General features: G+C 50.4%; 20 protein-coding genes and 3 pseudogenes. 12 read left to right on the forward strand and 11 right to left on the reverse strand.

Annotation, left to right across the window (positions count from 1 at the left end; all coding sequences use genetic code 11):
- Window positions 1-18: 18 nt before the first annotated feature.
- The 4 genes and pseudogenes from ACLJRU_RS01355 (at window position 19) to ACLJRU_RS01370 (ending at window position 4,238) form a co-directional block, all read left to right on the forward strand.
- Window positions 19-750 (forward strand): amino acid ABC transporter ATP-binding protein, encoded by a 732-nt coding sequence (locus ACLJRU_RS01355; RefSeq protein ID WP_001185905.1) that lies wholly within the window; start codon window positions 19-21, stop codon window positions 748-750.
- Window positions 747-1,427, forward strand: coding sequence for an amino acid ABC transporter permease (locus ACLJRU_RS01360; protein ID WP_001540102.1), 681 nt, complete (start codon window positions 747-749; stop codon window positions 1,425-1,427). Before ACLJRU_RS01355 ends, ACLJRU_RS01360 begins: the two co-directional genes overlap by 4 nt.
- Before the next feature lie 136 nt (window positions 1,428-1,563).
- Window positions 1,564-3,112, forward strand: a pseudogene (locus ACLJRU_RS01365) (glycosyltransferase family 39 protein).
- A gap of 463 nt (window positions 3,113-3,575) precedes the next feature.
- The gene (locus ACLJRU_RS01370; RefSeq protein ID WP_000683309.1) at window positions 3,576-4,238 is read left to right on the forward strand and encodes a class I SAM-dependent methyltransferase; all 663 of its coding nucleotides are present in this window, start codon (window positions 3,576-3,578) and stop codon (window positions 4,236-4,238) included.
- Between the two features lie 270 nt (window positions 4,239-4,508).
- Here ACLJRU_RS01370 and cybB read toward each other — a convergent pair.
- From cybB to hrpA, 3 genes and pseudogenes are all read right to left on the reverse strand, one after another.
- Window positions 4,509-5,039: pseudogene (gene cybB, locus ACLJRU_RS01375) on the reverse strand (cytochrome b561).
- A gap of 116 nt (window positions 5,040-5,155) precedes the next feature.
- Window positions 5,156-5,956 (reverse strand): YdcF family protein, encoded by an 801-nt coding sequence (locus ACLJRU_RS01380; RefSeq protein WP_001098507.1) that lies wholly within the window; start codon window positions 5,954-5,956, stop codon window positions 5,156-5,158.
- Window positions 5,957-6,019: 63 nt separating this feature from the next.
- On the reverse strand, window positions 6,020-9,922 hold the full coding sequence (gene hrpA / locus ACLJRU_RS01385; RefSeq protein WP_038393997.1) for an ATP-dependent RNA helicase HrpA: 3,903 nt from the start codon (window positions 9,920-9,922) through the stop codon (window positions 6,020-6,022).
- Between the two features lie 200 nt (window positions 9,923-10,122).
- On the opposite strand from hrpA, the gene azoR reads away from it, so the two are divergent.
- Window positions 10,123-10,728: an FMN-dependent NADH-azoreductase gene (gene azoR / locus ACLJRU_RS01390; RefSeq protein WP_001540110.1), complete on the forward strand. Its 606-nt coding sequence runs from the start codon at window positions 10,123-10,125 to the stop codon at window positions 10,726-10,728.
- Here the strand turns inward: azoR and ACLJRU_RS01395 are convergent.
- The 4 genes from ACLJRU_RS01395 to ACLJRU_RS01410 all read right to left on the reverse strand — a co-directional run bounded on the left by ACLJRU_RS01395 (window position 10,725) and on the right by ACLJRU_RS01410 (window position 14,475).
- Window positions 10,725-11,174: a GFA family protein gene (locus tag ACLJRU_RS01395; protein ID WP_001540112.1), complete on the reverse strand. Its 450-nt coding sequence runs from the start codon at window positions 11,172-11,174 to the stop codon at window positions 10,725-10,727. The two genes, azoR and ACLJRU_RS01395, sit on opposite strands and share 4 nt — an antisense overlap.
- Window positions 11,175-11,316: 142 nt before the next feature.
- Window positions 11,317-11,640, reverse strand: a complete 324-nt coding sequence (locus tag ACLJRU_RS01400; RefSeq protein WP_000760414.1) for a YdbL family protein — start codon at window positions 11,638-11,640, stop codon at window positions 11,317-11,319.
- Window positions 11,641-11,647: 7 nt separating this feature from the next.
- The gene (locus ACLJRU_RS01405; RefSeq protein WP_000784063.1) at window positions 11,648-11,839 is read right to left on the reverse strand and encodes a YnbE family lipoprotein; all 192 of its coding nucleotides are present in this window, start codon (window positions 11,837-11,839) and stop codon (window positions 11,648-11,650) included.
- The gene (locus ACLJRU_RS01410) at window positions 11,839-14,475 is read right to left on the reverse strand and encodes a YdbH family protein (RefSeq protein ID WP_023234964.1); all 2,637 of its coding nucleotides are present in this window, start codon (window positions 14,473-14,475) and stop codon (window positions 11,839-11,841) included. Before ACLJRU_RS01410 ends, ACLJRU_RS01405 begins: the two co-directional genes overlap by 1 nt.
- Window positions 14,476-14,741: 266 nt before the next feature.
- Between ACLJRU_RS01410 and ldhA the strand changes: the two genes are divergently transcribed.
- Window positions 14,742-15,731, forward strand: coding sequence for a D-lactate dehydrogenase (ldhA, locus tag ACLJRU_RS01415; RefSeq protein WP_000762206.1), 990 nt, complete (start codon window positions 14,742-14,744; stop codon window positions 15,729-15,731).
- 110 nt (window positions 15,732-15,841) lie between these two features.
- On the forward strand, window positions 15,842-16,252 hold the full coding sequence (gene hslJ, locus ACLJRU_RS01420; RefSeq protein ID WP_187790630.1) for a heat shock protein HslJ: 411 nt from the start codon (window positions 15,842-15,844) through the stop codon (window positions 16,250-16,252).
- Between the two features lie 43 nt (window positions 16,253-16,295).
- Here the strand turns inward: hslJ and ACLJRU_RS01425 are convergent, their stop codons facing one another.
- A complete protein-coding gene (locus ACLJRU_RS01425) occupies window positions 16,296-16,562 on the reverse strand; it encodes a DUF333 domain-containing protein (protein WP_001200680.1) in 267 nt (88 codons plus the stop codon).
- On the opposite strand from ACLJRU_RS01425, the gene ACLJRU_RS01430 reads away from it, so the two are divergent.
- The 3 genes from ACLJRU_RS01430 to uspF all read left to right on the forward strand — a co-directional run bounded on the left by ACLJRU_RS01430 (window position 16,478) and on the right by uspF (window position 21,278).
- Window positions 16,478-16,777 (forward strand): hypothetical protein, encoded by a 300-nt coding sequence (locus tag ACLJRU_RS01430; RefSeq protein ID WP_023236705.1) that lies wholly within the window; start codon window positions 16,478-16,480, stop codon window positions 16,775-16,777. The genes ACLJRU_RS01425 and ACLJRU_RS01430 overlap by 85 nt on opposite strands.
- Before the next feature lie 60 nt (window positions 16,778-16,837).
- Entirely contained in the window at window positions 16,838-20,362 is a 3,525-nt protein-coding gene (nifJ, locus tag ACLJRU_RS01435) for a pyruvate:ferredoxin (flavodoxin) oxidoreductase (RefSeq protein ID WP_001540115.1), read from the forward strand.
- 481 nt (window positions 20,363-20,843) lie between these two features.
- Window positions 20,844-21,278 (forward strand): universal stress protein UspF, encoded by a 435-nt coding sequence (gene uspF / locus ACLJRU_RS01440; RefSeq protein WP_001082296.1) that lies wholly within the window; start codon window positions 20,844-20,846, stop codon window positions 21,276-21,278.
- A 49-nt stretch (window positions 21,279-21,327) separates the two neighbouring features.
- Here uspF and ACLJRU_RS01445 read toward each other — a convergent pair whose 3' ends face one another.
- Together ACLJRU_RS01445 and ACLJRU_RS01450 are read right to left on the reverse strand one after the other, a co-directional pair.
- The gene (locus ACLJRU_RS01445) at window positions 21,328-21,666 is read right to left on the reverse strand and encodes an SMR family transporter (RefSeq protein WP_000159240.1); all 339 of its coding nucleotides are present in this window, start codon (window positions 21,664-21,666) and stop codon (window positions 21,328-21,330) included.
- Complete coding sequence (locus tag ACLJRU_RS01450) at window positions 21,659-21,811, reverse strand: hypothetical protein (protein ID WP_000089155.1); 153 nt, start codon at window positions 21,809-21,811, stop codon at window positions 21,659-21,661. The genes ACLJRU_RS01445 and ACLJRU_RS01450 overlap by 8 nt, the downstream gene beginning before the upstream one ends.
- On the opposite strand from ACLJRU_RS01450, the pseudogene ACLJRU_RS01455 reads away from it, so the two are divergent.
- Window positions 21,767-21,970, forward strand: a pseudogene (locus tag ACLJRU_RS01455) (tyrosine-type recombinase/integrase); the annotation flags it as partial. The gene ACLJRU_RS01450 and the pseudogene ACLJRU_RS01455 sit on opposite strands and share 45 nt — an antisense overlap.
- A gap of 51 nt (window positions 21,971-22,021) precedes the next feature.
- Window positions 22,022-22,957: a tRNA 2-thiocytidine(32) synthetase TtcA gene (ttcA, locus tag ACLJRU_RS01460; protein WP_001156206.1), complete on the forward strand. Its 936-nt coding sequence runs from the start codon at window positions 22,022-22,024 to the stop codon at window positions 22,955-22,957.
- Window positions 22,958-23,000: 43 nt separating this feature from the next.
- Here ttcA and dbpA read toward each other — a convergent pair whose 3' ends face one another.
- Window positions 23,001-24,374: an ATP-dependent RNA helicase DbpA gene (gene dbpA, locus ACLJRU_RS01465; protein WP_000123688.1), complete on the reverse strand. Its 1,374-nt coding sequence runs from the start codon at window positions 24,372-24,374 to the stop codon at window positions 23,001-23,003.
- Between the last annotated feature and the right edge of the window lie 463 nt (window positions 24,375-24,837).

Raw genomic sequence — 24,837 nt, forward strand, 5'->3', positions numbered from 1 at the left:
AAAATAGAGGTGATACTCATGGCTTTACTGGAACTAAAAGAGATAAGTAAGGAATATTCAGGAAAAAAGGTTCTTGATACGGTTAGTCTAAAAATTCAATCGGGAGACATGAAAGTAGTCATGGGGCCATCAGGTTGTGGAAAAACGACGCTTTTACGCTGTCTGCTTCGATTGGAAGAACCTGATTATGGCGATATTTATTTTCACGGGAGAAATATTTATGACAAAGAATTTACTGTTCTTGAGTTCAGAAAAAAAGTCGGTTGTGTCTTCCAGAATTACGCTTTGTATCGCCATCTTAACGTTATGGATAACATTACCCTTGCCCTATGTAAAGTGTTTGGCATGCCGGGACAACTAGCCCGGGAGAAAGCCTTACATGTGCTACAAAAACTTGATATGGCCTCGCATAGCGCGAAATACCCTTCGCAATTATCGGGCGGCCAGCAACAGCGCGTCGCCCTGGCCCGAACAATGGTCACCGACCCAGAACTCATTATTTTTGATGAGCCGACGTCTGCGCTTGATCCGCTCATGACTCGTGAAGTCGGAATGTTGATCAAGCAACTTCACGACAATGGCGTCACTATATTATGCGTCACTCATGATATTCGCCTCGCCAGATTACTAAGCGATAACGTAACGTTTCTTAATCATGGCAAAATTCGTGCAGAAGGCGCTTTTACCGATCTTGCCTTACGAGAAACGGATCCAGATATCCACTGTTTTTTTAGCGAGGCACAACGATGATCGCTGGCTGGTCTCTCTTCTTTAATGACCTGACTGAACAACTGCCACTTGTTGTGGACGGTATTAAAGAAACCTGTAAACTTGCGCTGATTGTTTCCATCACCGGTTTTTTGTGGGGAATTATTATTTTCTTTCTGAGCCTGAGCCATCGCCCCGTGGTAAAAGCCATAACTCGACTGTACATGGATTTCTTTATCGGTACGCCACTCATTCTTATTCTGTTTGTTATCTATTATGGTTTACCTCAATCTGGCATTCACCTGTCCTCTTTTACCGTGGCGGTTACAGGTTTTACCTTGAATGTCGGCGCATATAATGCCGCGTACATGACAACGGCCTATAACGCATTGAATAAGTATGAAACGGAGGCAGCAGTCGTTCAGGGGTTGAACAAACGGCAGATCTTTTTGTGGATTATACTGCCTCAGGTATTGCTGTCTTCCATTCCAGCCTTAACGAATCAGGTGATTAATAACCTTAAAGACAGCACCATCGTTTTTCTTATCCAATATACTGAGTTTTTCGCGCGAATTCAGGAGGTTGCTGCAACCAGCTTTAAATTCTTCCATGCTTACCTTTTTGCCGCCATAGTGTACCTTATTGGCGTTACCTTTATTGTCGGTTTGACCCGGTTTTTAGAGCATAGACTGCTTCGCCATTACGGTCAGGATTACTGAGTTGTACTGCACTATTCTGATTAATTCACCGCTGACATTATCAAAGTTATTTTTATTTAGTGTTGGTTAAGATTTTAACCTTCATTATTGCGTTAGGTGTCCATTCTGGTCTAAGTCTTACTCCATTGAGGATATTATGGCGCTACCACAACTATCCATATGGCAGCCCGGCGATGGGTTAAGAAAAATAAAGTATAAATATCATGTTTGTCTCATTGTCATATTCTCCGTCCTTATACGGTTGCTGTTTTTAACTGACCGCTACCTTTGGTGTGACGAAGCGTCCAGCGTGCTGATTAGTCGACATAGCGTAGATAATCTGCTCTTCCATGCCGCTTTTGACGTGCATCCCCCGCTTTATTATCTGTTACTGCATGACTGGATCATATTATTGGGTGATAGCATTGCAGCAGTACGCTCTCTCAGTCTACTCTTTGGGATCCTGACAGTTGTGCTGGTTATCGCGCTTACGCGATGGCTGGCAAATGAACGTACAGCCTTATTGGCGGGATGGTTCGCCGCCCTGATGCCGATGGCAGTTCATTACAGTCAAGAAACGCGCATGTACGCGTTAATGGGAATGCTAACGCTCGCTGCCGCGTTAGCATTGATGATGTGGATAAAACCCCCCCCATAATCGCTATCTTGTCGCGTATGCTTTACTTATGACGTTCAGCTTTTACACCCATTATTTCACCCTATTTACACTTATTGCCCACTGGATCGCAGTAACAATATTATCCTGCCAAAGCCATAAAACGGCCTGCTACCTTAAACTTCCTGGCTGGTGGTTTGCTAACCTGGCGATTGCTGTCGCTTATCTCCCCTGGTTGCCCGTATTGTTTAATTTACTGACTCATCTGGCGCAGTTGAGAGCCGGTAATGATATCGGTTGGATTCCCCCCGTAACATGGCGTGACCTGCCTGCGATGTATTGGCATTTTTTTACCGGAAACAACGGACAGGGTTTTCCGTCGTTCATTCTGTGGCTGGCTGTGGGAGGTTTTATCGGTACTGTGGGGCTAATATCTTTATGCAACGGAGAATATGAAAGATATCAGCTGATATTATTTTGTAATCTGGTCATCCCTGTAATGCTGGTCTTCATCATTTCCTGGTGGATGCCGTTATTTATCGATCGTTATTTCTTCTTCTCATCGCTGAGCATTCCTCCCCTGCTCGCGGTATTACTTACCCGCGCAAAAAAAGCGGTTTGTGGCTTCTGGTTTATCTTATTCACCTTATTATTCGGCTATGGTTCATATCATAATAACCCTGAGCACATAGACGAGTTTAAACCACTGGTAAACTATATTAATACCCGTCACCAGCCTAATGATGCCGTGGTAGTCAGTAAAATGTTCGATTATTTAAGTTATGTGTATTATAATAAGCGAGATTATCGTACTTTTCTTTATACACCGCCTAACGCTCATGGAACATCAGGCAGACCGAATGCCTATGGCTTTGGTTCACTGTTTTATGCGCAAGCCGATCAGACATATATTGATACTCTGACAACGCTTTCAAAAAGTTACCATCGTGTCTGGTTGGTAAGCGGCGGTAACTTTAGTCAGGATTATCCCTTGCCGTCAGAATGGCAAAATATCGCAAACTTCAGAAGTGGTAGATTTCAGGTACAGTTATTTGTAATACCGACTCAACAGGCGCGTCAAATGCAATGATTACCGTTTTTTATCCAGTGCAGTGATAAACAGTACTGCCACTGCCAGACCGCCTAAAAGTAAGGTCCAGCCAAACGCTTCAAAAACCTCAATCATATCGCCTCCAGGTAGGTGATATTAAATAAAGATGGCTATCTCAGCGTAACATTTAAAATATCAATTAATGTGCAATAATCGCTTTATGTGTTTGAATAAATATTGTTCTTCCTGCATTTAATTGCATTGTTATTATCAAAGGGCTTAATACGCGTACATCAACGATTATTAATTATCAGCTTATAATAATATGACTGTTCAATTCATTTATCAGCTATTATTATCCTCTATATTCTTTAAGATAACCGCTTAATTCATAATATCGCCTTTATTCGTCGCATTAAATTACTCACTCACCTGATTAATGCTTGCCTAACGATTGCTTCGTTGTTTTAATTCCAGCGCGAAATTATTTAGTGAGAGAACAATGAAGCATACACAACAATCAGGCGCAAAAGTCTATAACCCATTCACGCTTAGCTTATATGACTGGTGGGTACTCAATATCTCAAACAAATATGCCTGGAAGTGTCCTACTGATACGCGACTACTTCCTTTCTTCCTGCATCACATGGGCGAGACTCACCTGGATATTGGCGTAGGTACAGGTTATTACCTGAAACATGCACCTGCGACTCATGCCATTTCGCTGATGGATTTAAATCCGGATAGCCTGAAAATAGCCGCCAGCCGAGTGGGTAATACAAAAATCCGCGCCACACTACAACACGATGTTTTCGACACGTTCCCGGCAGACTGGCACGGGCGCTTCGATTCCGTTTCGATGTACTATCTTCTGCACTGCTTACCTGGTGAGATGACAACAAAAGCGAAGGCAATTAAAAATGCCGGTATGGCGCTTAAACCCGGCGGCACACTTTTTGGCGCCACGATTCTGGGCAAAGAGGTTCCTCACAATGCTTTTGGTAAGAAATTAATGGCTGTTTATAACAAGAAAGGAATATTCAGTAATACCAATGATTCAGCCGATACGTTACGCAGCGTGTTGGACGAACATTTCGCTAAGGTGACTTTGGAGCAACATGGCGCCGTTGCGCTATTTTCCGCCACTATGCCACGTTCATTGTAAGTGTAGGCACTTCCGGGCGGTCGGCAGCGCGATCATGTGGGTTTAACCCGTTGATTAAACATTGGATTACGGAATAGTAATTGTTTATTTTATTTGTCATACAAATAAGTATAATACCCGCTTCCGATGTAGACCCGTCCTCCTTCGCCTGCGTCACGGGTCCTGGTTAGACGCAGGCGTTTTCTGTATGGAATACGCCATCCCCTCTGATAGATGCCTTGTTTGCCTAAAGTAGTTAACCCCGCCTGTAGCAAACGTCATACAGGACGGTCAGTTACGCTTACGCGGCATCATCCGTAACAGCGTATTGTCTTTCCAGAAATAGTGATGCATCAAAGCAGCGATGGCATGAAGTCCAATAACAAAATAGCCCAGATTCGCCAGCGTGACGTGCCAGGATTTCAGCATATCTACGCGTTCAAAGTTAGCTTCGGCGGCATGCGGCATAGTAATGCCAAATGCGACCCAGGGATTGCCGCGGTTATACATCATGACCAGACCAATAACAGGCAGCACGATAAATAACAGGTAAATCACCAGATGTCCTAAATGCGCCATTCCGGTCATCATCGGTTTTGGACGAGGAACAATGGGCGGCGTGGGATATTTCAGCTGAATAATCAAGCGCGCCACCATTAAAAGCAAAATAGTGATACCACATGAAACATGCGTCATATTAAACTAGGGCCGATAACTACGCGGCGCAAAACCGCGTAGTTCCATCGCGGCGTAAGCCACAATAACCAGAAAAAAGACTAACCAGTGAATACCAATTTGCAGGCCGGAATACTTATTGCCCATAGCGCGTCCTGAATGAAAACCGTAAAGCGACAACATAACCAGCTTTTATAAATAATTCATTAAATTTATGAGATGGTGGTCGCACTTGCCCGTTCACCCTCGCAAACGGGCGATTTTTAGCGTAACGCTCTCTGTTCTAACGCACTGCGCAGCGTCGTATCTGCCTGCAATACCTGCCATGCGTTTTCAATATCGCGTGGGATATCAACGTGAATGATAAAATCTTTACCGCGCGGTCCATACCCTGTTTCATCGTCACGCAAACGTGGCAGCTCGCCGGCAATCAGAGACAGATAACGCTCCACCGTCCAGATGCCCTCTTCAACATTGGCAAAACGTGTACCGCCGTTAAGGTGGCGCAGTACCGGAACAAAACCAGGAAAACTCAGCCAGCGCGGCGCATCGGTGTCGTCGTTTGTCACGCGCCGGAATGCCGCGATAGTGCGCCGCTGCATGGTGGGGTCTTGCACAACGATAGCCGTGTTAATGTTTTCTTTCGCCTGACGGATCAGTGCGCAGGAGAAACGGGCATTTTCGCCGCAATTAGTTGACCGATCTTCCAGCCAAATTTTCTCAGCCGGAATATGCCAGAACTGGTTCGCGATATCCGCGAGGATCGCGGCTTCAGCGCGTCCGGTTGTGCGAATAGTGTGGTAGCGCGGATGCCGGGCAATCACGGCGTACAAAAACGGCGTCGAATGACCTATACCGCCGCTAATCAGTAAAGGAACGCCTTGCGCTTTGGCGATGCGACAGGCCGCGTCGATAGTGGGGATCACCGCATTGCCCGCCAGGACGACGCAATCCGATGAATAAGGTTGTTCGCCGGAAAAATCATTTTGCGCCAGCCACTGTCCGACGGTATTCACCGCCAGCAATGTTTCCGCAGAGAGCGCCGGAAATGGCGTTGTATTCATAATTCCTCCTTTTTGTTCCGAACTTGTACCGGATCTCTTTGAAAGACATCGTCGCCTGGCTTTTTAGGCCGTAATCTGATCCATGGCCTGTAAAATACGCTTATCGGAAATAGGATAAGGCGTACCGAGCTGTTGGGCGAAATAACTGACACGCAGTTCTTCAATCATCCAACGGATCTCTTTAACATCATCATCTTCGCGACGCGCTGGAGGCAGTTTATTTATCCATTGTTGCCACGCCTGCTGGACGCTTTCGACTTTCAGCATTTGCGCCCGATCGCGGTGCGGATCGACAGCCAGTTTCTCCAGCCGCTTTTCAATTGCCTGCAGATAACGCAGCGTATCGCCGAGACGTTTAAAGCCGTTGCCAGTCACAAAACCACGGTATACCAGACCGCTCATCTGCGCCTTGATATCGGAAAGCCCCAACGCCATGCTCATATCCACCCGCCTTTTCAGACGCTTATTGATATTGAATACGGTCGTCAGGATGCGCTCAACCTGCTTCGCGATATCCACCACAGTATCATTCAGCTCGGCGCGTACCTTTTCGTGCAGCGTGGTGAAACCTGCTTCGCTCCACACCGGTCCGCCGTTGGCATCTATCAGCTTATCTACCCCGCAGGCGATACAGTCATCAATCAACTCCAGTACTTTGCCGTACGGGTTAAAGTACAGCCCCAGCTTGGCTTTATTCGGCAATTTCTCATGCAGATACTTAATCGGTGAAGGAATATTGAGCAACAGCAGACGGCGTAAACCGCACCACATCGCCTGTTGTTGTTCCAGCGGATTATCAAACAATTTGATAGCGACGCTGTCACGCTCATCCACTAACGCCGGCCACGCCTTCACTTTATAATTACCGCGTTTCTGTTCGTAGCTTTCCGGCAGCTCGCCGAAACTCCAGATATGCAGCCCGCTCTGCTCGATGCCGTCATCCGCCACCGCCGAGAGCGTCTCCTGCACTTTGCCTTTCAGCGCATTTTTAAGCTCGGCGAGCGAACGCCCTTCCTGCAGTTTCTTGTTTTTGTCATTCACCACGCGAAACGTGATTTTCAGATGCTCGGGCACCTGATCCCAATGCCAGTCTTCCCGATCGACCGTGACGCCGGTCATCCGGCGCAGTTCACGCTCCAGAGCGTCCAGCAGCGGCAGCTCCAGCGGCGTTACGCGACCTAAAAACGCTTCAGCATAGTTTGGCGCCGGAACAAAGTTGCGACGTACCGGTTTTGGCAACGATTTAATCAGCGCAATAACTAATTCACGGCGCAGCCCCGGGATCTGCCATTCAAAACCGCTCTCGTCAACCTGGTTAAGTAGCGGCAACGGAATATGGACGGTCACGCCGTCAGCATCCGCGCCCGGTTCAAACTGATAGCTCAAACGCAGCTTGAGATTGCCCTGGTGCCAGAAATTCGGGTAATCCAGTTTGCTGATTTTTTCCGCGCCTTCTTTAATCAACATACTTTTTTCAAAGTTGAGCAGATCCGGCGTCTCGCGGCTGATTTTTTTCCACCAACTATCAAAGTGGCGGGCGGAAATAACGTCATGGCTAATACGCTGGTCATAAAACTCAAACAGGGTATCGTCATCCACCAGGATATCGCGGCGGCGAGATTTGTGCTCAAGCTCCTCGACTTCCGCACGCAATTTTAGATTCTCACGGAAGAAGGCGTGACGGGTTTGCCAGTCCCCCTCCACCAGCGCATGGCGGATAAACAACTCGCGACACAACGCCGGGTCAATCTGGCTGTAATTCACTTTGCGCGCGGCGACAATCGGCAGACCGTAGACAGTAACCTTTTCCGTCGCCATCACCGCGCCTTGCGCCCGCTCCCAGTGCGGTTCGCTATATGAACGTTTAATCAGGTGCTGGGCTACCGGTTCCACCCATTCTGGCTCAATGCGGGCAGCGATGCGCCCCCACAGGCGGCTGGTCTCCACCAGTTCTGCGACCATTGTCCATTTCGGCAGTTTTTTGAATAAACCGGAACCGGGGAAAATAGAGAATCGGGCGTTACGCGCGCCGGTGTACTCTTGTTTATCGGCATCTTTCATCCCGATATGCGACAACAGCCCCGTTAACAACGCAACGTGAATTTCCCGGTATTCTGCGGGTTCGCTGTTTACCGGAATCCCCAGTTCTTTTACCACCTGACGCAGTTGGGTATAGATATCCTGCCACTCACGCACGCGTAAATAGTTCAGATAGTCGGTGCGACACAGACGGCGGAATTGATTCGACGACAGGGCCTTTTGTTGCTCGCCGAGGTAATTCCACAGGTTAACAAACGCCAGAAAATCGGATTCCTTATCATGGAAACGCCGGTGTTTCTCATCGGAAGCCTGCTGCTTATCCACTGGGCGCTCGCGCGGATCCTGAATAGAGAGTGCGGAAGTAATGATCATCGCTTCGCGCACACAGCCATGTTTTTGCGCTTCCAGAACCATACGCGCCAGGCGCGGGTCGACCGGCAGCTGAGATAATTGTCGGCCCAGCGGCGTCAGCTTATATGCCGTTTGCTGTTCGTCGGCGGTAATCGCCCCCAGCTCTTCCAACAAACGCACGCCATCCTGAATATTGCGCTTATCCGGCGCTTCGACAAACGGGAAGGCGGCGATGTCACCCAGCCCCAGGGCGGTCATCTGCAAAATAACCGACGCCAGGTTGGTACGTAGAATTTCCGGGTCGGTAAATTCCGGACGTGACAAAAAGTCATATTCCGAATACAGACGAATGCAAATCCCTTCCGATACGCGTCCGCAACGCCCTTTACGCTGGTTGGCGGAAGCCTGTGAGATCGGTTCAATCGGCAGGCGCTGCACTTTAGTGCGGTAGCTGTAGCGGCTGATGCGCGCAGTGCCAGGATCGATCACATATTTGATACCCGGCACCGTCAGCGAGGTTTCCGCCACGTTAGTCGCCAGCACGATACGGCGTTCGCTGTGCGACTGGAAAACACGGTTCTGTTCGCTGTTCGACAAGCGTGCATACAGCGGCAACACTTCGGTATGCCGTAAGTTCAGCTTGTTCAGGGCGTCGGCGGTATCGCGGATTTCCCGCTCTCCGCTCATAAAAATCAGGATATCGCCGGGACTTTCACGCCCCAGTTCATCAACAGCGTCGAAAATTGCCTGTAGCTGATCGCGTTCAGTGTCGTCAGCCTCTTCCACGATGGGGCGATAACGAACCTCTACGGGATACGTTCGGCCAGAGACTTCAATAATCGGCGCGTTATCAAAGTGGCGCGAGAAGCGTTCCGGGTCGATGGTCGCAGAGGTAATAATCACTTTCAGATCGGGGCGACGCGGCAGAAGCTCTTTCAGATAGCCGAGCAAGAAGTCAATATTCAGGCTGCGTTCATGCGCTTCATCAATAATGATGGTGTCATACTGCATCAATAGTCTGTCCTGCTGGATTTCCGCCAGCAGGATACCGTCCGTCATCAGTTTGACCATGGTGTTGCTACTGACATGATCGCTGAAACGAACTTTATAGCCGATGCAGCCGCCTGGCTCCGTTTGCAACTCTTCGGCAATGCGGTTAGCGACGGTGCGCGCCGCCAGGCGACGCGGCTGAGTATGTCCAATAAGTCCTTTAATCCCGCGTCCCAGCTCCATACAAATTTTCGGCAACTGGGTGGTTTTACCGGAACCGGTTTCCCCTGCTACGATCACCACCTGATGATCGCGGATCGCTTCCAGAATGTCCTGTTTCTTCTGGCTAACAGGCAAATTTTGCGGATAAGTGATTGAGGGGCGCGCCGCTTCGCGGAGGGCGACTTGCGCCGCAGCCTGTTCAATTTCTTTCGCCATCGTCTGGAAAATGGCCTGTTGCGCATCAGGATTTTTTACTTTCTTTACGCCATGCAGGCGGCGCGCAAAGCGCTGTTTGTCGCGCAGCATCAGTGCATCCAGCCGCTGCTGTAACACCTGAAGCGTCAACGTAGATTGTTCAGTCATAAAGCTCTTGGGCAGCATTCTGCCTGTTTAAAATCGTTTTAAATGATAGGTATAGAGTACCACATTGGGGCTTTTTTTGTGTTGTTCAATAATTTCGAACAAAGGGTTCGATATATTGCGCTATCCCTGCGACATATTTGTGAATAAAGTGTCAACAAGCAACGGGGCACGCCCCTTCAAACACATAAAAGGAAACACCCATGAGCAAGGTATTAGTTCTTAAATCCAGTATTCTGGCAGGGTACTCTCAGTCTGGTCAGTTGACTGACTATTTTATTGAACAATGGCGCGAAAAACACGTCGCAGATGAAATTACTGTCCGCGATCTGGCGGCCACCCCTGTTCCGGTGCTGGATGGCGAGCTGGTGGGCGCGATGCGTCCGGGCGATGCGCCTTTAACGCCACGTCAACAGGACGCTCTGGCGCTGTCTGATGAACTCATTGCTGAACTGAAAGCCCACGACGTCATCGTTATTGCGGCACCGATGTACAATTTCAATATCCCGACGCAGCTGAAAAACTACTTTGATCTGATTGCCCGCGCTGGTATCACTTTCCGCTATACCGAAAAAGGCCCGGAAGGTCTGGTAACCGGCAAACGCGCGGTGGTTCTCTCCAGCCGCGGCGGTATCCATAAAGACACCCCGACGGATTTGATTGCGCCTTACCTGAAAGTGTTCCTTGGTTTTATCGGTATCACCGACGTGAATTTTGTCTTTGCCGAAGGCATCGCCTACGGGCCGGAAGTGGCGGCTAAAGCTCAGGCCGATGCAAAAGCCGCGATTGACAGCGTAGTGGCCGCTTAAATATTTTTGCCTCCCGTTTCGACGGGAGGTGACTTCTTAGGTTCGTAGCGCAAATATCCTACCACGCCGCTACTGCCGCCATCGCTGGGATGCGTTACCCCATCATTGACTTCAACGCAGGCGAAATCAAAAGGCGACATATTTTCGATGCACGCCACATTGACCCCATATTGATCGGGATTGGATCGACGCTGATGAAAAGTATATATCCCGCATACCGAACAGAAAAAATGCACCGCCTTGCCCGTATTGAAGCGATATTCGGTAAGCTTATCCTGCCCTTTTAGCACTTTAATACCCGACAGCGGCGCAGACACTGCCACTGCTCCGCGCATCCTGCAAAAGGAACAGTTGCAGCGCCTGGCGGTATGAAAGCCATCGCTAAGTTGAACGGTAAACACGACGCTGCCACAATGGCAGGCAGCAGATAATTTTTCAGACGTCATACCTGGTTACTCTCGCGAATAGTGATACCAGCCAACAGTATAGAAATAGCCTTCCAGTTCGCCTAATGTAAATACGACCTTCGTATTCAGAAATTACCCATATAAAAATGCATTTTGCGGTAAAAAAATTGTCGGGAAGCGGTTATTTACGCATCCATTTGCCATTAATTCCCTGGACATATTCTCCCGGTCTGGCGCGCTCAACCAGTTTTTGCCCTGCCATCTTCGCCACCTCGTCCACGGGAAGATGATTGCTATCCGCTAACTGCTGATAACTGGCGCGGCGGGCATGATTAATATCAAGCACCAGTTTCTGGGTTTCGGCATCATTCTTTAAGGCCACCAGATAGCCATTCAGCGTTTCCCCGACCCGGCCCTGCGTGCGCGCTTCGTCCAGGGTTAAGGCCCACACAGAAGGTGTGAGCAAGCTCAGCGTCAGCACCCATAGCATTAAATACTTTTTCATTATGGCCTCAGAATAGATCGCTGCGTGATTTCAGGAGTTCTTCAACATCTTTATCGACTTTGATATGTATTTCATGCTCGATCTTTACATTCATGTTGATGGTAATCGGCTGTTCCGGCGCGGCGACTTCAATACGTGGCGTGCAGCCCACCACGATAAATGACGCAAGCGCTGACAGCATGGCAATACTCATTTTCATTATTTATCCTCACAGTCCTTGTCTTTCCGGCAAGGAGGTTGCGGCAATGCTGTATTTTGTTCAAGCCATGCCTGTAAATTGTCGCCAAAACGCAAACTGCGCCACAGCGTAAACACATTTTCTTCATGGGTATAGTTCAAGTTAACGATCGCGGTTTTACCATCTACCCGGCTTTTGCCGGTAATGGCCGCCTGCATCGTTAGTACGCCCAGGTTATCAACGTTAATTTTCGTCCACGAATGCGTAATCTCCATATAACGTAGCCAGTTGATCGCCGAGCCTGCCGTAACATTATCCTTCACCACCGCATCCGCAGTATCTTTATCGATACGCAACGTCATTGGCCCGGGATTCGTAAGCCAGCCATCTTTGATTATCCATTTTTCATTGTTCAGCCACAGCGGCAGCGCGCCGCTAACCGGACCAGACATGGCGAATTGCTTTGGACTTATGGCGCTAATCAATTCGCTGGATGAAATATTTTGCACCCGTAACAGCGCCGGGTCGTGCTGCGGCATTCGCAACTGTTTCATAATGATTTGACCGCCCAGCACGTCTACGCTGACATCGCTTAGCAGTAATGGATTCGACTCGCTCCAGGGATAACCGCCCTGTAAATCAGCGGTGATATTTTTCGCCGTGACCTGGTTAACTATCCCGGCGATACGCAGCGAGACGGGCCCGCGCGTCCCCAATTGCCACGCGCCGTTGTGGAAGCGAAATGGCAGAATGAAATCGACGCCGTTGATTTTGTTATCCGGCATCCAGGCGCTACCGCCCTTTAACACGCCGTGTCCACCTGCTTCAAATCCCTGCCCCTGCGCAGCGGAAAAAGCCACCTGCGCATACAGTGAGCCTTCGCGCAGCGTCATTTTCCAGTCCGGTGGAAGCAACGGCTGGAAAACGATAAGCGACTGCTTCGGCCACCAGGCCTGTCCGCGAAGGCGTTCGCCATCCCAGCGCCCGTTCAGCCGTACCGGCCCTATCGCCCCCGCCCGAAGGTCGCCTTTAAACTGGAACAGGGTTGGCTCGCGCCCTTCAACGCTAAAATTAATGGTAGAAGGTGGCAGCACGCTCCCGCTGGTAAATACGGTTTTTCCCGCCTCCAGAGACAGCGCGCCCTGTAGCGACGGCGTTGTGGCGTCGCGAACCCAGACAATAGGTTTATTCAGCGCCAGTCTTGGCGATGTGACGGTCATTGCGCCATAGTGCAACTGATCAAAACCGGTGGACAAACTGGTCAACCTGATGGTGTTATCATGCCATTCGCCCTGTCCGGCAATATCCCAGTGGGCGCGCATTGGCGTAAAGCTTCCTTGCCCCCAATAGCGCCACCGCCAGCGACCAGCATCAGGGAGAAAATCATTCGCCAGGCCATCAAGATGAAGAACGAAATCGCCCATCTCATTTTCGTGCGCCCGTAAAATAGCCTGTAATCGGCCATCAACGCCGCGCGGCGTCACCTTAACGCCCGCCAGCGGCCAACGAATTTCATCAATATCTAACGCATCAATCACCCGTCCGCGCGAGCGTAGCAATGCGCCAGGTGCAAAGGTGAGCTGCGGATCGGCCAGACTGCCGCGGAACATAGCGGGCAATACGGCATAAAAGATTAAATCCTTCTGTTTAGCCTCGCCGGTAAGCTGTAGAGGCATCTCACTGCTATCCATGCTGAGTTTTCCCGGGCCGATAGTCAGTACAGCGTTCGCTTTACCGGCATCGCCCTGGGTCAGAATATTCAGGCGTCCGCTGACTCGCGCATTATCCGGCCCGGCTTGCCAGTTATCGATATTAAAAGCCAGACGTCCGCTCAAGGGGAATCCCTGATATGGCCAGTTCCAGCGGCCATCGCTGATGGTAAGCCGCTGACGCGTTACCGCCCAGGGGAGATCGAGAATAGGGTCAGGATTACCTCGCGCCATCACGATGAGCTGTCCGGCGTTATCACGCCACTCCAGTTCCGCATCCACCAGCGACGGTTCCTGCGGCAGACGCAAGGTCGCTGCCGCATGACCGCTGACCGGCAGGCCATCCGGTACCAGCGGCAACATAAACTCCCCCGCCAGGCTAACGGGAGGCTGGTTGGCCAGCGCGGCGATCTCCAGTTGGCTCACCGTCAATGCCTGACCGCGTAGCTGCCCTTGAAATTTTACTTTTTCGCCCTGATAACGTATCTGCTGAATGACCGGCGTCATGGAGATCGCCAGCTTGCCCTGCCATTCCGGCCAGGGCGCGAGAATGACATTATCGATGTTAATCCAGGTATTGGGCAGCATTGACTGCCACTGCGCCAGCGTACGCGGCGCGGCGGGAGAAGCTTCCGAAGCCGGCAGTTTCGCCAGGCATGCGGTATCCAGTTTGAGGCTTTTAATATTCAGCAACCAACGGCTGGGATGCGTCAGTTCCGCCTGGGTAATATGCGCTAACGAACAATCATTGACCAGATAGCGAAGATCGGGAATCACTAACCCATGACGTGTCAGGCGTGGACTTTGTTCCAGAGCGATACGGGTACCGACGGGTAGCCAAATTCCCGCCAGAGTGGGAACCCACAGCCCGAGGGTCATCAGTAGCGTCAGAGGGACAAGAATCAGCAGTAACAGTAGCGCAAGGGCGGCTTTATATTTACCCTTCATGGGCCATTAATTTCCTGATTTAACGAAAAATTCAGTCGGCTATCTCTTTATTTTGGCATGATTGCCCGTACATAGCCTAATAGTTCATGTTGCAAACGGGTGATACGTTATGCGTGTTGCAGGGCCGCCCTCCGACTATTTGAGGCGTTGTGGAGAATGATAACCTAAAATTATTCATTATATGTATGACTATCAATTATTTTTGATTTTTTGTAAGATAATTTTAAGCATATTTGTGTGATTCAAACATCACTGGAGAAGGTCATATGAAACTCGCCGTCTATAGTACCAAACAGTATGACAAGAAATATCTACAGCAAGTGAACGAAGCGTTCGGTTTTGAACTGGAGTTTTTTGATTTTCTGCTAACCGAGAAAACGGCGAAAACCGCCAATGGATGTGAAGCAGTTTGTATCTTCGTGAATGACGACGGGAGCCGACCGGTACTGGAAGAGCTGAAAAAACACGGCGTGAAATACATCGCGCTGCGTTGCGCCGGATTTAATAATGTCGACCTGGATGCCGCTAAAGAGCTCGGTTTGCAGGTGGTCCGCGTGCCGGCTTATTCTCCGGAAGCCGTCGCTGAACATGCGATTGGCATGATGATGACATTGAACCGCCGTATTCACCGCGCTTATCAACGCACCCGCGACGCTAACTTTTCCCTTGAGGGACTGACCGGCTTTACCATGCACGGAAAAACCGCTGGCGTCATTGGTACCGGTAAAATCGGCGTCGCCGCGCTGCGTATCCTGAAAGGCTTTGGAATGCGTTTACTGGCGTTTGATCCCTATCCCAGCACCGCCGCGCTTGATCTCGGCGTCGAGTATGTGGATCTGCAAACGTTGTTTGCCGAATCGGATGTCATTTCCCTGCACTGCCCGCTCACGCCGGAAAACTACCATTTACTGAACCATGCGGCATTCGACCAAATGAAAAATGGCGTTATGGTCATTAATACCAGTCGTGGCGCGCTGATTGATTCCCAGGCGGCTATCGAAGCTCTGAAGAATCAGAAAATCGGCTCGCTGGGGATGGATGTGTATGAAAACGAACGCGACCTGTTCTTTGAAGATAAGTCAAACGATGTTATCCAGGATGATGTTTTCCGCCGTCTGTCGGCCTGCCATAACGTACTGTTTACGGGGCACCAGGCATTCCTGACCGCAGAAGCGCTGATCAGCATCTCTGAAACCACGTTACAAAACTTAAGCCAGCTTGAGAAGGGCGAAGCCTGCCCGAACGCGCTGTTCTAATCCTGTCGCTCCCCTGCGCTCAGGGGAGCATTTTCGGATAACCCCTGAAGATCTATCCGGTCATATCATTACTATAGTCAGTGTTAACTATCAGATTACAGAGAATATCAATGAAGAAAAGCGTCACGCTGGTCGCCCTGAGCATCATAATGACAGGGTGTGTGAGCAGTGGAAAAGTGTCCGTCAAACGCGAGCAACTGGAGCACCACCGCTTTGTTCTGGAAAGCGTAAACGGTAAAACGGTCACCGGCCCGGAGCTCAGCTTTGGCGAGGACATGACGGTATCCGGCAAAATGTGCCATCAATTCACCGGCGAAGGAAAACTGTCGGACGGCGAATTAAAAGTGAAAAATTTAGCGATGACCCGAATGATGTGCGCCGATCCACAGCTTAACGCGCTGGACGGCACCCTCAGCGAGCTCTTCAGCAAGGGCGCACAGGTCGATTTAACCGCGAACCAATTAACGCTGGCGACGGCAGAAACAACGCTAATGTATAAACTGGCGGATTTAGCGCACTAAGCCATTAAGTGAAAAGTTATACGCGTCAGGCGAAACGCCGCGCTTAATAACTCCCGCAGCTTCCGGCGGCAAGCGACTGTTCGCTACAACGTTTGCCGTTGGGTAGCGCGCACATACCAATTACTGAACCATCAAGCTGCCGGGCCGCTGAAAGCGAACCGCCAATCATAGCGCAATTCGCTTCGCCGGCGCTGGACATCGCCGCTTTCATCCCTGGCGAAACATGTGCCGCAGTTGCCTGCTGAACAGGTTCGCTACTGCAAGCCGACAATAATAACGCGGCACATCCCACCCAAAACGCTGCGCGCATTTCTCTCCCCTCTGTTTATTCATCCAAACGACACCGCCCTAAATAATAGGCAGCAGAAACTAACGCGTCGAGAGGCAAAGCGCGCATTTATGCGCTTCATTAACATTTATTGGCAATTTTTTACGTCTTTTCGGCAAGAAATCGCCATTCTCCTCCCGCCAGGGACACAAAAGCGAAAATGGGGCTTGAAGGGCTTTGCTAAAATAAAAGGATAACTACAGGATGCGCTCACGATTATGCGTGTCCCTCTTTTTTGCGCAATGTAAGGGTGTCATATGCAAACAATTGACGGTAATGGCGCGGTAGCGTCGGTGGCGTTCCGTACCAGCGAGGTTATCGCCATTTACCCGATTACGCCCAGTTCAACAATGGCTGAACAAGCGGATGCTTGGGCCGGTAATGGGCTTAAAAATGTCTGGGGCGATACGCCGCGTGTGGTAGAGATGCAGTCGGAAGGCGGCGCGATCGCCGCCGTTCACGGTGCGTTACAAACCGGTTCGCTTTCTACGTCATTTACATCATCGCAGGGGCTGCTGCTGATGATTCCAACACTGTATAAACTGGCGGGGCAGCTCACGCCGTTTGTACTGCACGTTGCCGCGCGCACCGTCGCCACACACGCGCTTTCTATTTTTGGCGACCATTCCGATGTGATGGCGGTCCGCCAGACAGGCTGCGCGATGTTATGCGCCGCCAGCGTTCAGGAAGCGCAGGATTTTGCGCTGATCGCGCACAGGGCTACGCTGAAAAGCCGCGTTCCGTTTATTCATTTTTTTGATGGCTTCCGTACATCGCATGAAATCAACAAAATTATACCGCTAACGGATGAAACCATTCTGAACCTGATGCCGCAGGCGGAGATCGACGCTCACCGCGCCCGCGCGCTGAATCCGGAACATCCGGTGATTCGTGGAACTTCTGCGAATCCGGACACCTACTTCCAGTCTCGCGAAGCGACCAACCCGTGGTACAACGCCGTTTATGATCATGTTGAAGAGGCGATGAAGGCATTTGGCGATGCTACAGGCCGTCAGTACCAGCCATTTGAATATTATGGCCATCCCCAGGCTGAACGGGTCATTATTATGATGGGCTCCGCCCTCGGCACCTGCGAAGAGGTCGTGGACGAGCTACTGATACGCGGAGAAAAGGTTGGCGTTCTGAAAGTCCGTCTGTTCCGTCCCTTCTCCGCCAAACATTTGTTACAGGCATTACCGGAAACCGTTCGCGCTATCGCCGTGCTGGATCGCACCAAAGAGCCTGGCGCGCAGGCCGAGCCGCTTTATCTGGACGTGATGACCGCACTGGCGGAAGCCTTTAATAATGGCGAGCGCGAAACGTTGCCGCGCACCATTGGCGGCCGTTATGGGCTATCATCCAAAGAGTTCGGCCCGGCGTGCGTACTGGCGATCTTTAATGAACTCGGCCGCGCAAAACCCAAACCACGGTTTACGGTGGGCATTTATGATGACGTCACTAATCTCTCGCTGCCATTACCGGAAAATACCCTGCCCGGCAGCGCTAAACTGGAAGCGTTATTTTACGGTCTGGGAAGCGACGGTAGCGTATCCGCCACGAAAAATAATATTAAAATTATCGGTAATTCTACGCCGTGGTATGCGCAAGGTTATTTCGTTTATGACTCTAAAAAAGCTGGCGGGCTCACGGTATCGCACCTGCGCGTCAGCGAAAAACCCATTCGTTCCGCTTACTTAATTGCTCAGGCGGATTTTGTCGGCTGCCATCAATTACAGTTTATCGATAAATATCAGATGGCGGAGCGTCTGAAGCCCGGCGGTATCTTTCTGCTTAATACGCCGTACAGCGCCGACGAGGTCTGGTCGCGTCTGCCGCAAGAAGCTCAGGCGGTGTTGAAACAGAAAAAGGCGCGTTTTTACGTGGTTAACGCGGCGAAAATCGCCCGCGAATGTGGACTTGGCGCCCGCATCAATACCGTCATGCAAATGGCTTTCTTCCACCTGACGCATATTCTTCCGGGCGATAGCGCCCTGGTTGAGTTGCAGGGCGCGATTGCCAAAAGCTATAGCAGCAAAGGTCAGGATCTGGTTGAGCGTAACTGGCAGGCATTGGCTCTGGCGCAGGAATCGCTGGCGGAAGTACCGTTGCAGGCGGTTAATCCGCACAGCGCGCATCGCCCGCCGGTCGTCTCCGACGCCGCGCCGGATTTCGTGAAAACCGTTACCGCCGCCATGTTGGCGGGCCTCGGCGACGCACTGCCTGTTTCCGCCCTGCCGCCGGACGGAACATGGCCAATGGGCACCACCCGCTGGGAAAAACGCAATATCGCCGAAGAGATTCCTGTCTGGAAAGAGGAACTGTGTACACAATGTAATCACTGCGTCGCTGCCTGCCCTCACTCGGCAATTCGTGCGAAAGTCGTTTCCCCGCAGGCGATGGAGAACGCGCCAGCCAGTCTGCATTCGCTGGACGTGAAGTCCCGCGATATGCGCGGCCAGAAATATGTGCTGCAGGTCGCGCCGGAAGACTGTACTGGCTGTAATTTATGCGTAGAGGTCTGCCCGGCTAAAGATCGGCAAAATCCACAGATCAAGGCGATTAACATGATGTCGCGCCTTGAGCATGTGGAAGAAGAGAAAGTGAATTATGACTTCTTCCTCGACTTGCCGGAAATCGATCGCAGCAAACTGGAACGAATTGATATCCGCACATCGCAGCTTATTACGCCGCTGTTTGAGTATTCCGGCGCCTGTTCCGGCTGTGGTGAAACGCCGTATATTAAACTGCTGACTCAGTTATATGGCGACAGAATGTTAATCGCTAACGCCACGGGGTGTTCCTCTATTTACGGCGGTAACTTACCCTCTACGCCTTATACCACCGATGCCAACGGACGCGGCCCGGCGTGGGCGAATTCGCTATTTGAAGATAACGCGGAATTTGGCCTCGGTTTCCGTCTGAGTGTGGATCAGCACCGGGCGCGCGTCATGCGTTTACTGGCGCAATTCGCCGATCGCATTCCGGCGGAATTAAACGATGCGCTGCATGCCGAAGCAACGCCTGACGTTCGGCGTGAACAGGTCGCCGCATTACGCCAACATCTGAAATCGGTTGCGGGCGCAGAGGAACTGTTAAAGGATGCTGATGCGCTGGTAGAAAAATCAATCTGGCTGATTGGCGGCGATGGTTGGGCATACGACATCGGCTTTGGCGGTTTAGACCATGTGTTAAGCCTGACGGAGAATGTCAATATTCTGGTTCTGGATACGCAGTGTTATTCCAATACTGGCGGCCAGGCGTCGAAGGCGACGCCGCTTGGCGCCGTCACTAAGTTTGGCGAACATGGCAAGCGTAAAGCCCGTAAAGATCTTGGCGTCAGCATGATGATGTATGGTCATGTTTATGTCGCGCAAATTTCGCTGGGCGCGCAGTTAAACCAGACGGTGAAAGCCATCCAGGAGGCCGAAGCCTGGCCAGGACCGTCGCTGATCATTGCCTATAGCCCCTGTGAGGAACATGGTTACGATCTGGCGCTAAGCCATGACCAGATGCGCCAGTTAACGGCGACCGGTTTCTGGCCGTTATACCGCTTTGATCCCCGCCGTGCGGATGAAGGCAAGCCGCCGTTGGCGCTGGACTCTCGGCCACCGTCTGATGCCCTGGCGGAAACGTTGCTTAATGAACAGCGTTTCCGTCGCCTGAATGCGCAACAGCCTGAAGTAGCTGAACAATTATGGCGAGATGCCGCATTGGATTTGCAAAAACGCTATGACTTTCTTGCCTTGCTGGCAGGAAAAGCGGAAAAAACCGGCGCAGATTAAAAAATATTCTAAGGATTAACCTGGAAACAAAAAAAGCCCGAACATCCGTTCGGGCTTGTCAATTTATACGCTGGAAAGCAAAGGTTAACGCAATGGCCCAGCGACAAAATGAATATGTGACAATAAAGGCATATAACAGGCGTAGAATATCGTAACCGAATGATATTGTATAATTTTTATTTCGTATAATACCCCCAAAAGCATTCGTATAAATTATATCTATTTCACTGCGAATTATTTCATTAATTATTGAATTAAACGGTAACATCTCTTTTTAGGTCTTTCCTGACAAGGCAGAAATAACGTTTTAACGTCAACTCGCTGATTATTTACGTGGAATACGCGTAATATTACGTCGCCCTCCCCTGTAGGCAGTCCCCGCAGAGTATCGTGGAGCAGCACCTAAAATGTGACGTATGTCATTGTACATAAAGTTCCTTTAGGGAGTAGAATTTCAGTGGATACTTAAACAGGAGGTTTTATGAACAGAACGATTCTTGTACCCATCGATATTTCAGATTCAGAATTAACTCAACGCGTAATTTCGCATGTTGAAGCTGAAGCAAAGATTGACGACGCTAAAGTGCACTTTTTGACTGTAATCCCGTCTTTGCCCTATTACGCTTCACTGGGACTGGCTTATTCAGCAGAGCTTCCCGCAATGGACGATTTGAAAGCCGAAGCCAAATCTCAACTGGAAGCGATTATCAAGAAATTCAACCTTCCCGCGGACCGCGTGCAGGCGCACGTTGCAGAAGGCTCTCCTAAAGATAAGATTCTGGAAATGGCAAAAAAATTACCGGCCGATATGGTGATTATCGCCTCGCATCGCCCGGATATTACTACCTATCTGTTGGGTTCCAACGCCGCAGCCGTTGTGCGTCATGCGGAATGCTCCGTACTGGTGGTACGCTAAATACCCGAGCCCGCATAAGAGAGTGCGGGCTCAAATCAATCATCATCGCCTAGTGACTGACACTTTTTGAAAACAGATTGATTACGATTACGCCGCAGATGATAAGCAACATGCCAATAATAGCCGGCATATCCAGTTTTTGGCCGAGAAATAACCATCCTATCAATCCAATAAGAACAATCCCTACCCCAGACCAAATAGCATAAATGATACCCGCAGGGATGGTTCGCATTGGGATGGTAAGACACCAGAACGCAATACAATATCCGATGATAGTAACGAGGCTCGGTACCAGACGCGTAAAACTATCTGATAATTTTAATGAGATCGTGGCGATAACTTCTACCACGATGGCGATAAATAGAAAGATTACAGCTTCTTTAGTCATACATCTCTTCGTTCCAATATTTTTCGGGTCGTGATGATATCTTAAGTAATACGGATGACAGAATAAAGACGCTTTTGAACCATTGCGTATCTTGCCATAAAAACGTGCTGGCATTCGTCGCCGTAATCCGTACCATACGCGACATACTTTTGCCTGCTGGCTGTTGACGGCAGGAGCGAACCCGGCATTTATCGCCAGCCAAATGGGGCATGAAACTGCGCAGATGGTGTATGAAATTTACGGTATGTGGATTGATGACATGAACGACGAACAAGTAGCGATGTTGAATGCGCGGTTATCGTAATTGCAAAGTTTGCCCCCAATTTGCCCCATTTAGTACCAGAGAACTGAAATAATGCAAGAAATTCAAAAGAATACAAAGAAAGAGCAATACAACCTCAACAAGTTGCAAAAGCGCCTGCGCCGTAACGTTGGCGAAGCGATTGCCGATTTTAATATGATTGAAGAAGGCGATCGCATTATGGTTTGCCTTTCTGGCGGCAAAGATAGCTATACGATGCTGGAAATTTTACGTAATTTGCAGCAAAGCGCCCCGATCAATTTTTCACTGGTCGCCGTCAACCTCGATCAAAAGCAGCCAGGTTTCCCGGAACATATCCTGCCAGCCTACCTTGAGCCGCTGGGCGTAGAATATAAAATCGTCGAAGAAAACACCTACGGCATTGTGAAAGAGAAGATTCCGGAAGGAAAAACCACCTGCTCGCTGTGCTCGCGTTTGCGTCGGGGTATCCTGTATCGTACGGCGACTGAACTGGGCGCGACCAAAATCGCCCTGGGCCACCACCGCGACGATATTCTGCAAACCCTGTTTCTGAATATGTTCTATGGCGGAAAAATGAAAGGGATGCCGCCGAAGCTGATGAGCGATGACGGCAAACATATCGTGATTCGCCCGCTGGCTTACTGCCGCGAGAAAGATATTGTCCGTTTTGCTGAGGCCAAAGCCTTCCCTATCATTCCTTGTAATCTGTGCGGTTCGCAACCCAACCTGCAACGCCAGGTGATTGCCGACATGCTACGCGACTGGGATAAGCGCTATCCAGGACGGATCGAAACGATGTTTAGCGCCATGCAGAATGTCGTGCCGTCTCACCTTTGTGACACTAACCTGTTCGATTTCAAAGGAATCACTCACGGTTCCGAGGTCGTCGACGGCGGCGATTTAGCGTTCGATCGTGAAGAGATTCCCTTGCAGCCCGCTGGCTGGCAGCCGGAAGAAGATGACACCTCCTTAGAGGCGTTGCGGCTTGATGTTATCGAAGTGAAATAATCTGCAGGCGTCTCAGCACTCCGCTGAGACGCCATGCTATCGATCATTTTAATAGCCGTACCCGGCATGACTTGCCTTTGATCTTCCCGTTTTGCAACTGCTTCCAGGCTTTTTGCGCTACTGCTTGACGTACGGCGACGTAAACGTGCATTGGATGCACATTAATTTTGCCGATATCCGCCCCGTCTAATCCAATATCGCCGGTCAGCGCGCCTAAAATATCTCCCGGACGCATTTTCGCTTTTTTGCCGCCGTCAATACATAGGGTAGCCATCTCTGCGGCCAGAGGAAGCAACGACTGCCGGGCGGGCGCATTCAGCCAGTTCAGTTTGAGTTGCAGCATTTCTGAAAGAATATTTGCCCGCTGCGCCTCTTCCGGCGCGCAGAAACTGATCGCCAGACCGCTACTTCCCGCGCGCGCCGTACGGCCAATACGGTGGACATGCACCTCCGGGTCCCAGGCCAGTTCATAGTTAACCACCAGTTCGAGCGATTTAATGTCTAATCCTCGCGCGGCAACGTCGGTGGCAACCAGAATGCGCGCGCTACCATTTGCAAAACGCACCAACGTCTGGTCGCGGTCGCGTTGTTCCAGATCGCCGTGGAGCGCCAACGCGCTTTGTCCTACCGCATTAAGCGCATCACAAACGGCCTGACAATCTTTTTTGGTATTGCAAAATACCACGCAGGACGCTGGCTGATGCTGGCTAAGCAACGTTTGTAGCAGCGAAATTTTTTCATGCGCAGACGTTTCGAAGAACTGTTGTTCGATAGCCGGTAGCGCATCTACCGTATCGATTTCAATACGTATTGGCTGCTGCTGTACACGACCGCTAATCGCCGCAATGGCCTCAGGCCAGGTTGCTGAAAACAACAACGTCTGGCGCGTCGCAGGCGCAAAGCGGATCACCTCATCAATGGCGTCACTGAATCCCATGTCCAGCATTCGGTCTGCTTCATCCATTACCAGAATGTGCAGCGCATCCAGCGATACGGTTTCTTTTTGTAAATGATCCAGCAGGCGCCCCGGCGTCGCGACAATGATATGCGGAGCGTGCTGAAGCGAGTCGCGCTGTGCGCCAAAGGGCTGCCCGCCACACAAGGTCAGAATTTTGGTATTTGGCAGAAAACGGGCCAGGCGACGTAACTCCCCGGCTACCTGATCCGCCAGCTCCCGCGTCGGGCACAGCACTAATGCCTGTGTCTGGAACAGAGTGACATCAATTCGATGCAAGAGCCCAAGACCAAACGCCGCCGTTTTACCGCTACCGGTCCTGGCCTGCACACGCACATCATTACCCGCCAGAATGACGGGTAATGCTGCGGCCTGAACAGGCGTCATCTCAAGATAGCCCAGCTCAGTAAGGTTATTGAGCTGTGCGGCGGGCAAAACATTCAGGGTTGAAAAAGCGGTCACAATTTACTCTCGCGGTAACGACTCATAGTCAGCAGGCGCGTATCCTCGCAGATCCGGACGTTTGATGCGACATTTTAATCGGTTCTTCGTCCGGCGGCGGGTCGGGCATCGGCTGAGGACGGGGAAGCGGCTCAGGAATGGGAACAGGGTCAGTGGGAATCGGGTCCGACAAGGACGAGTGTAGATATAATAAGGTCAAAAGACAGCTCATATTACCCTCCAGAATGTCATTCAGACTCTTAAAGGGTAGACGCTGATATCCTACAGGCAAAAAAAAAGCCGACTAATCTAAGCCGGCGTCGTACGAATCAATTGTGCTATGCAGTAATTCAAAAAAGGAAGTAAGACAATATGGAGCACAACGCCCATCGCTTGACGTTGCATTCACCTGCGAGAGAGATATTGCCCCGAATAGGTAGATGGTTTATTGACTTCGCTCAAATTTCTCGGCGTTTTTTCATTC

It is taken from the genome of Salmonella sp. SAL00653 (assembly GCF_046552515.1).
In the GTDB taxonomy this organism is placed as follows: Bacteria; Pseudomonadota; Gammaproteobacteria; order Enterobacterales; family Enterobacteriaceae; genus Salmonella; species Salmonella enterica.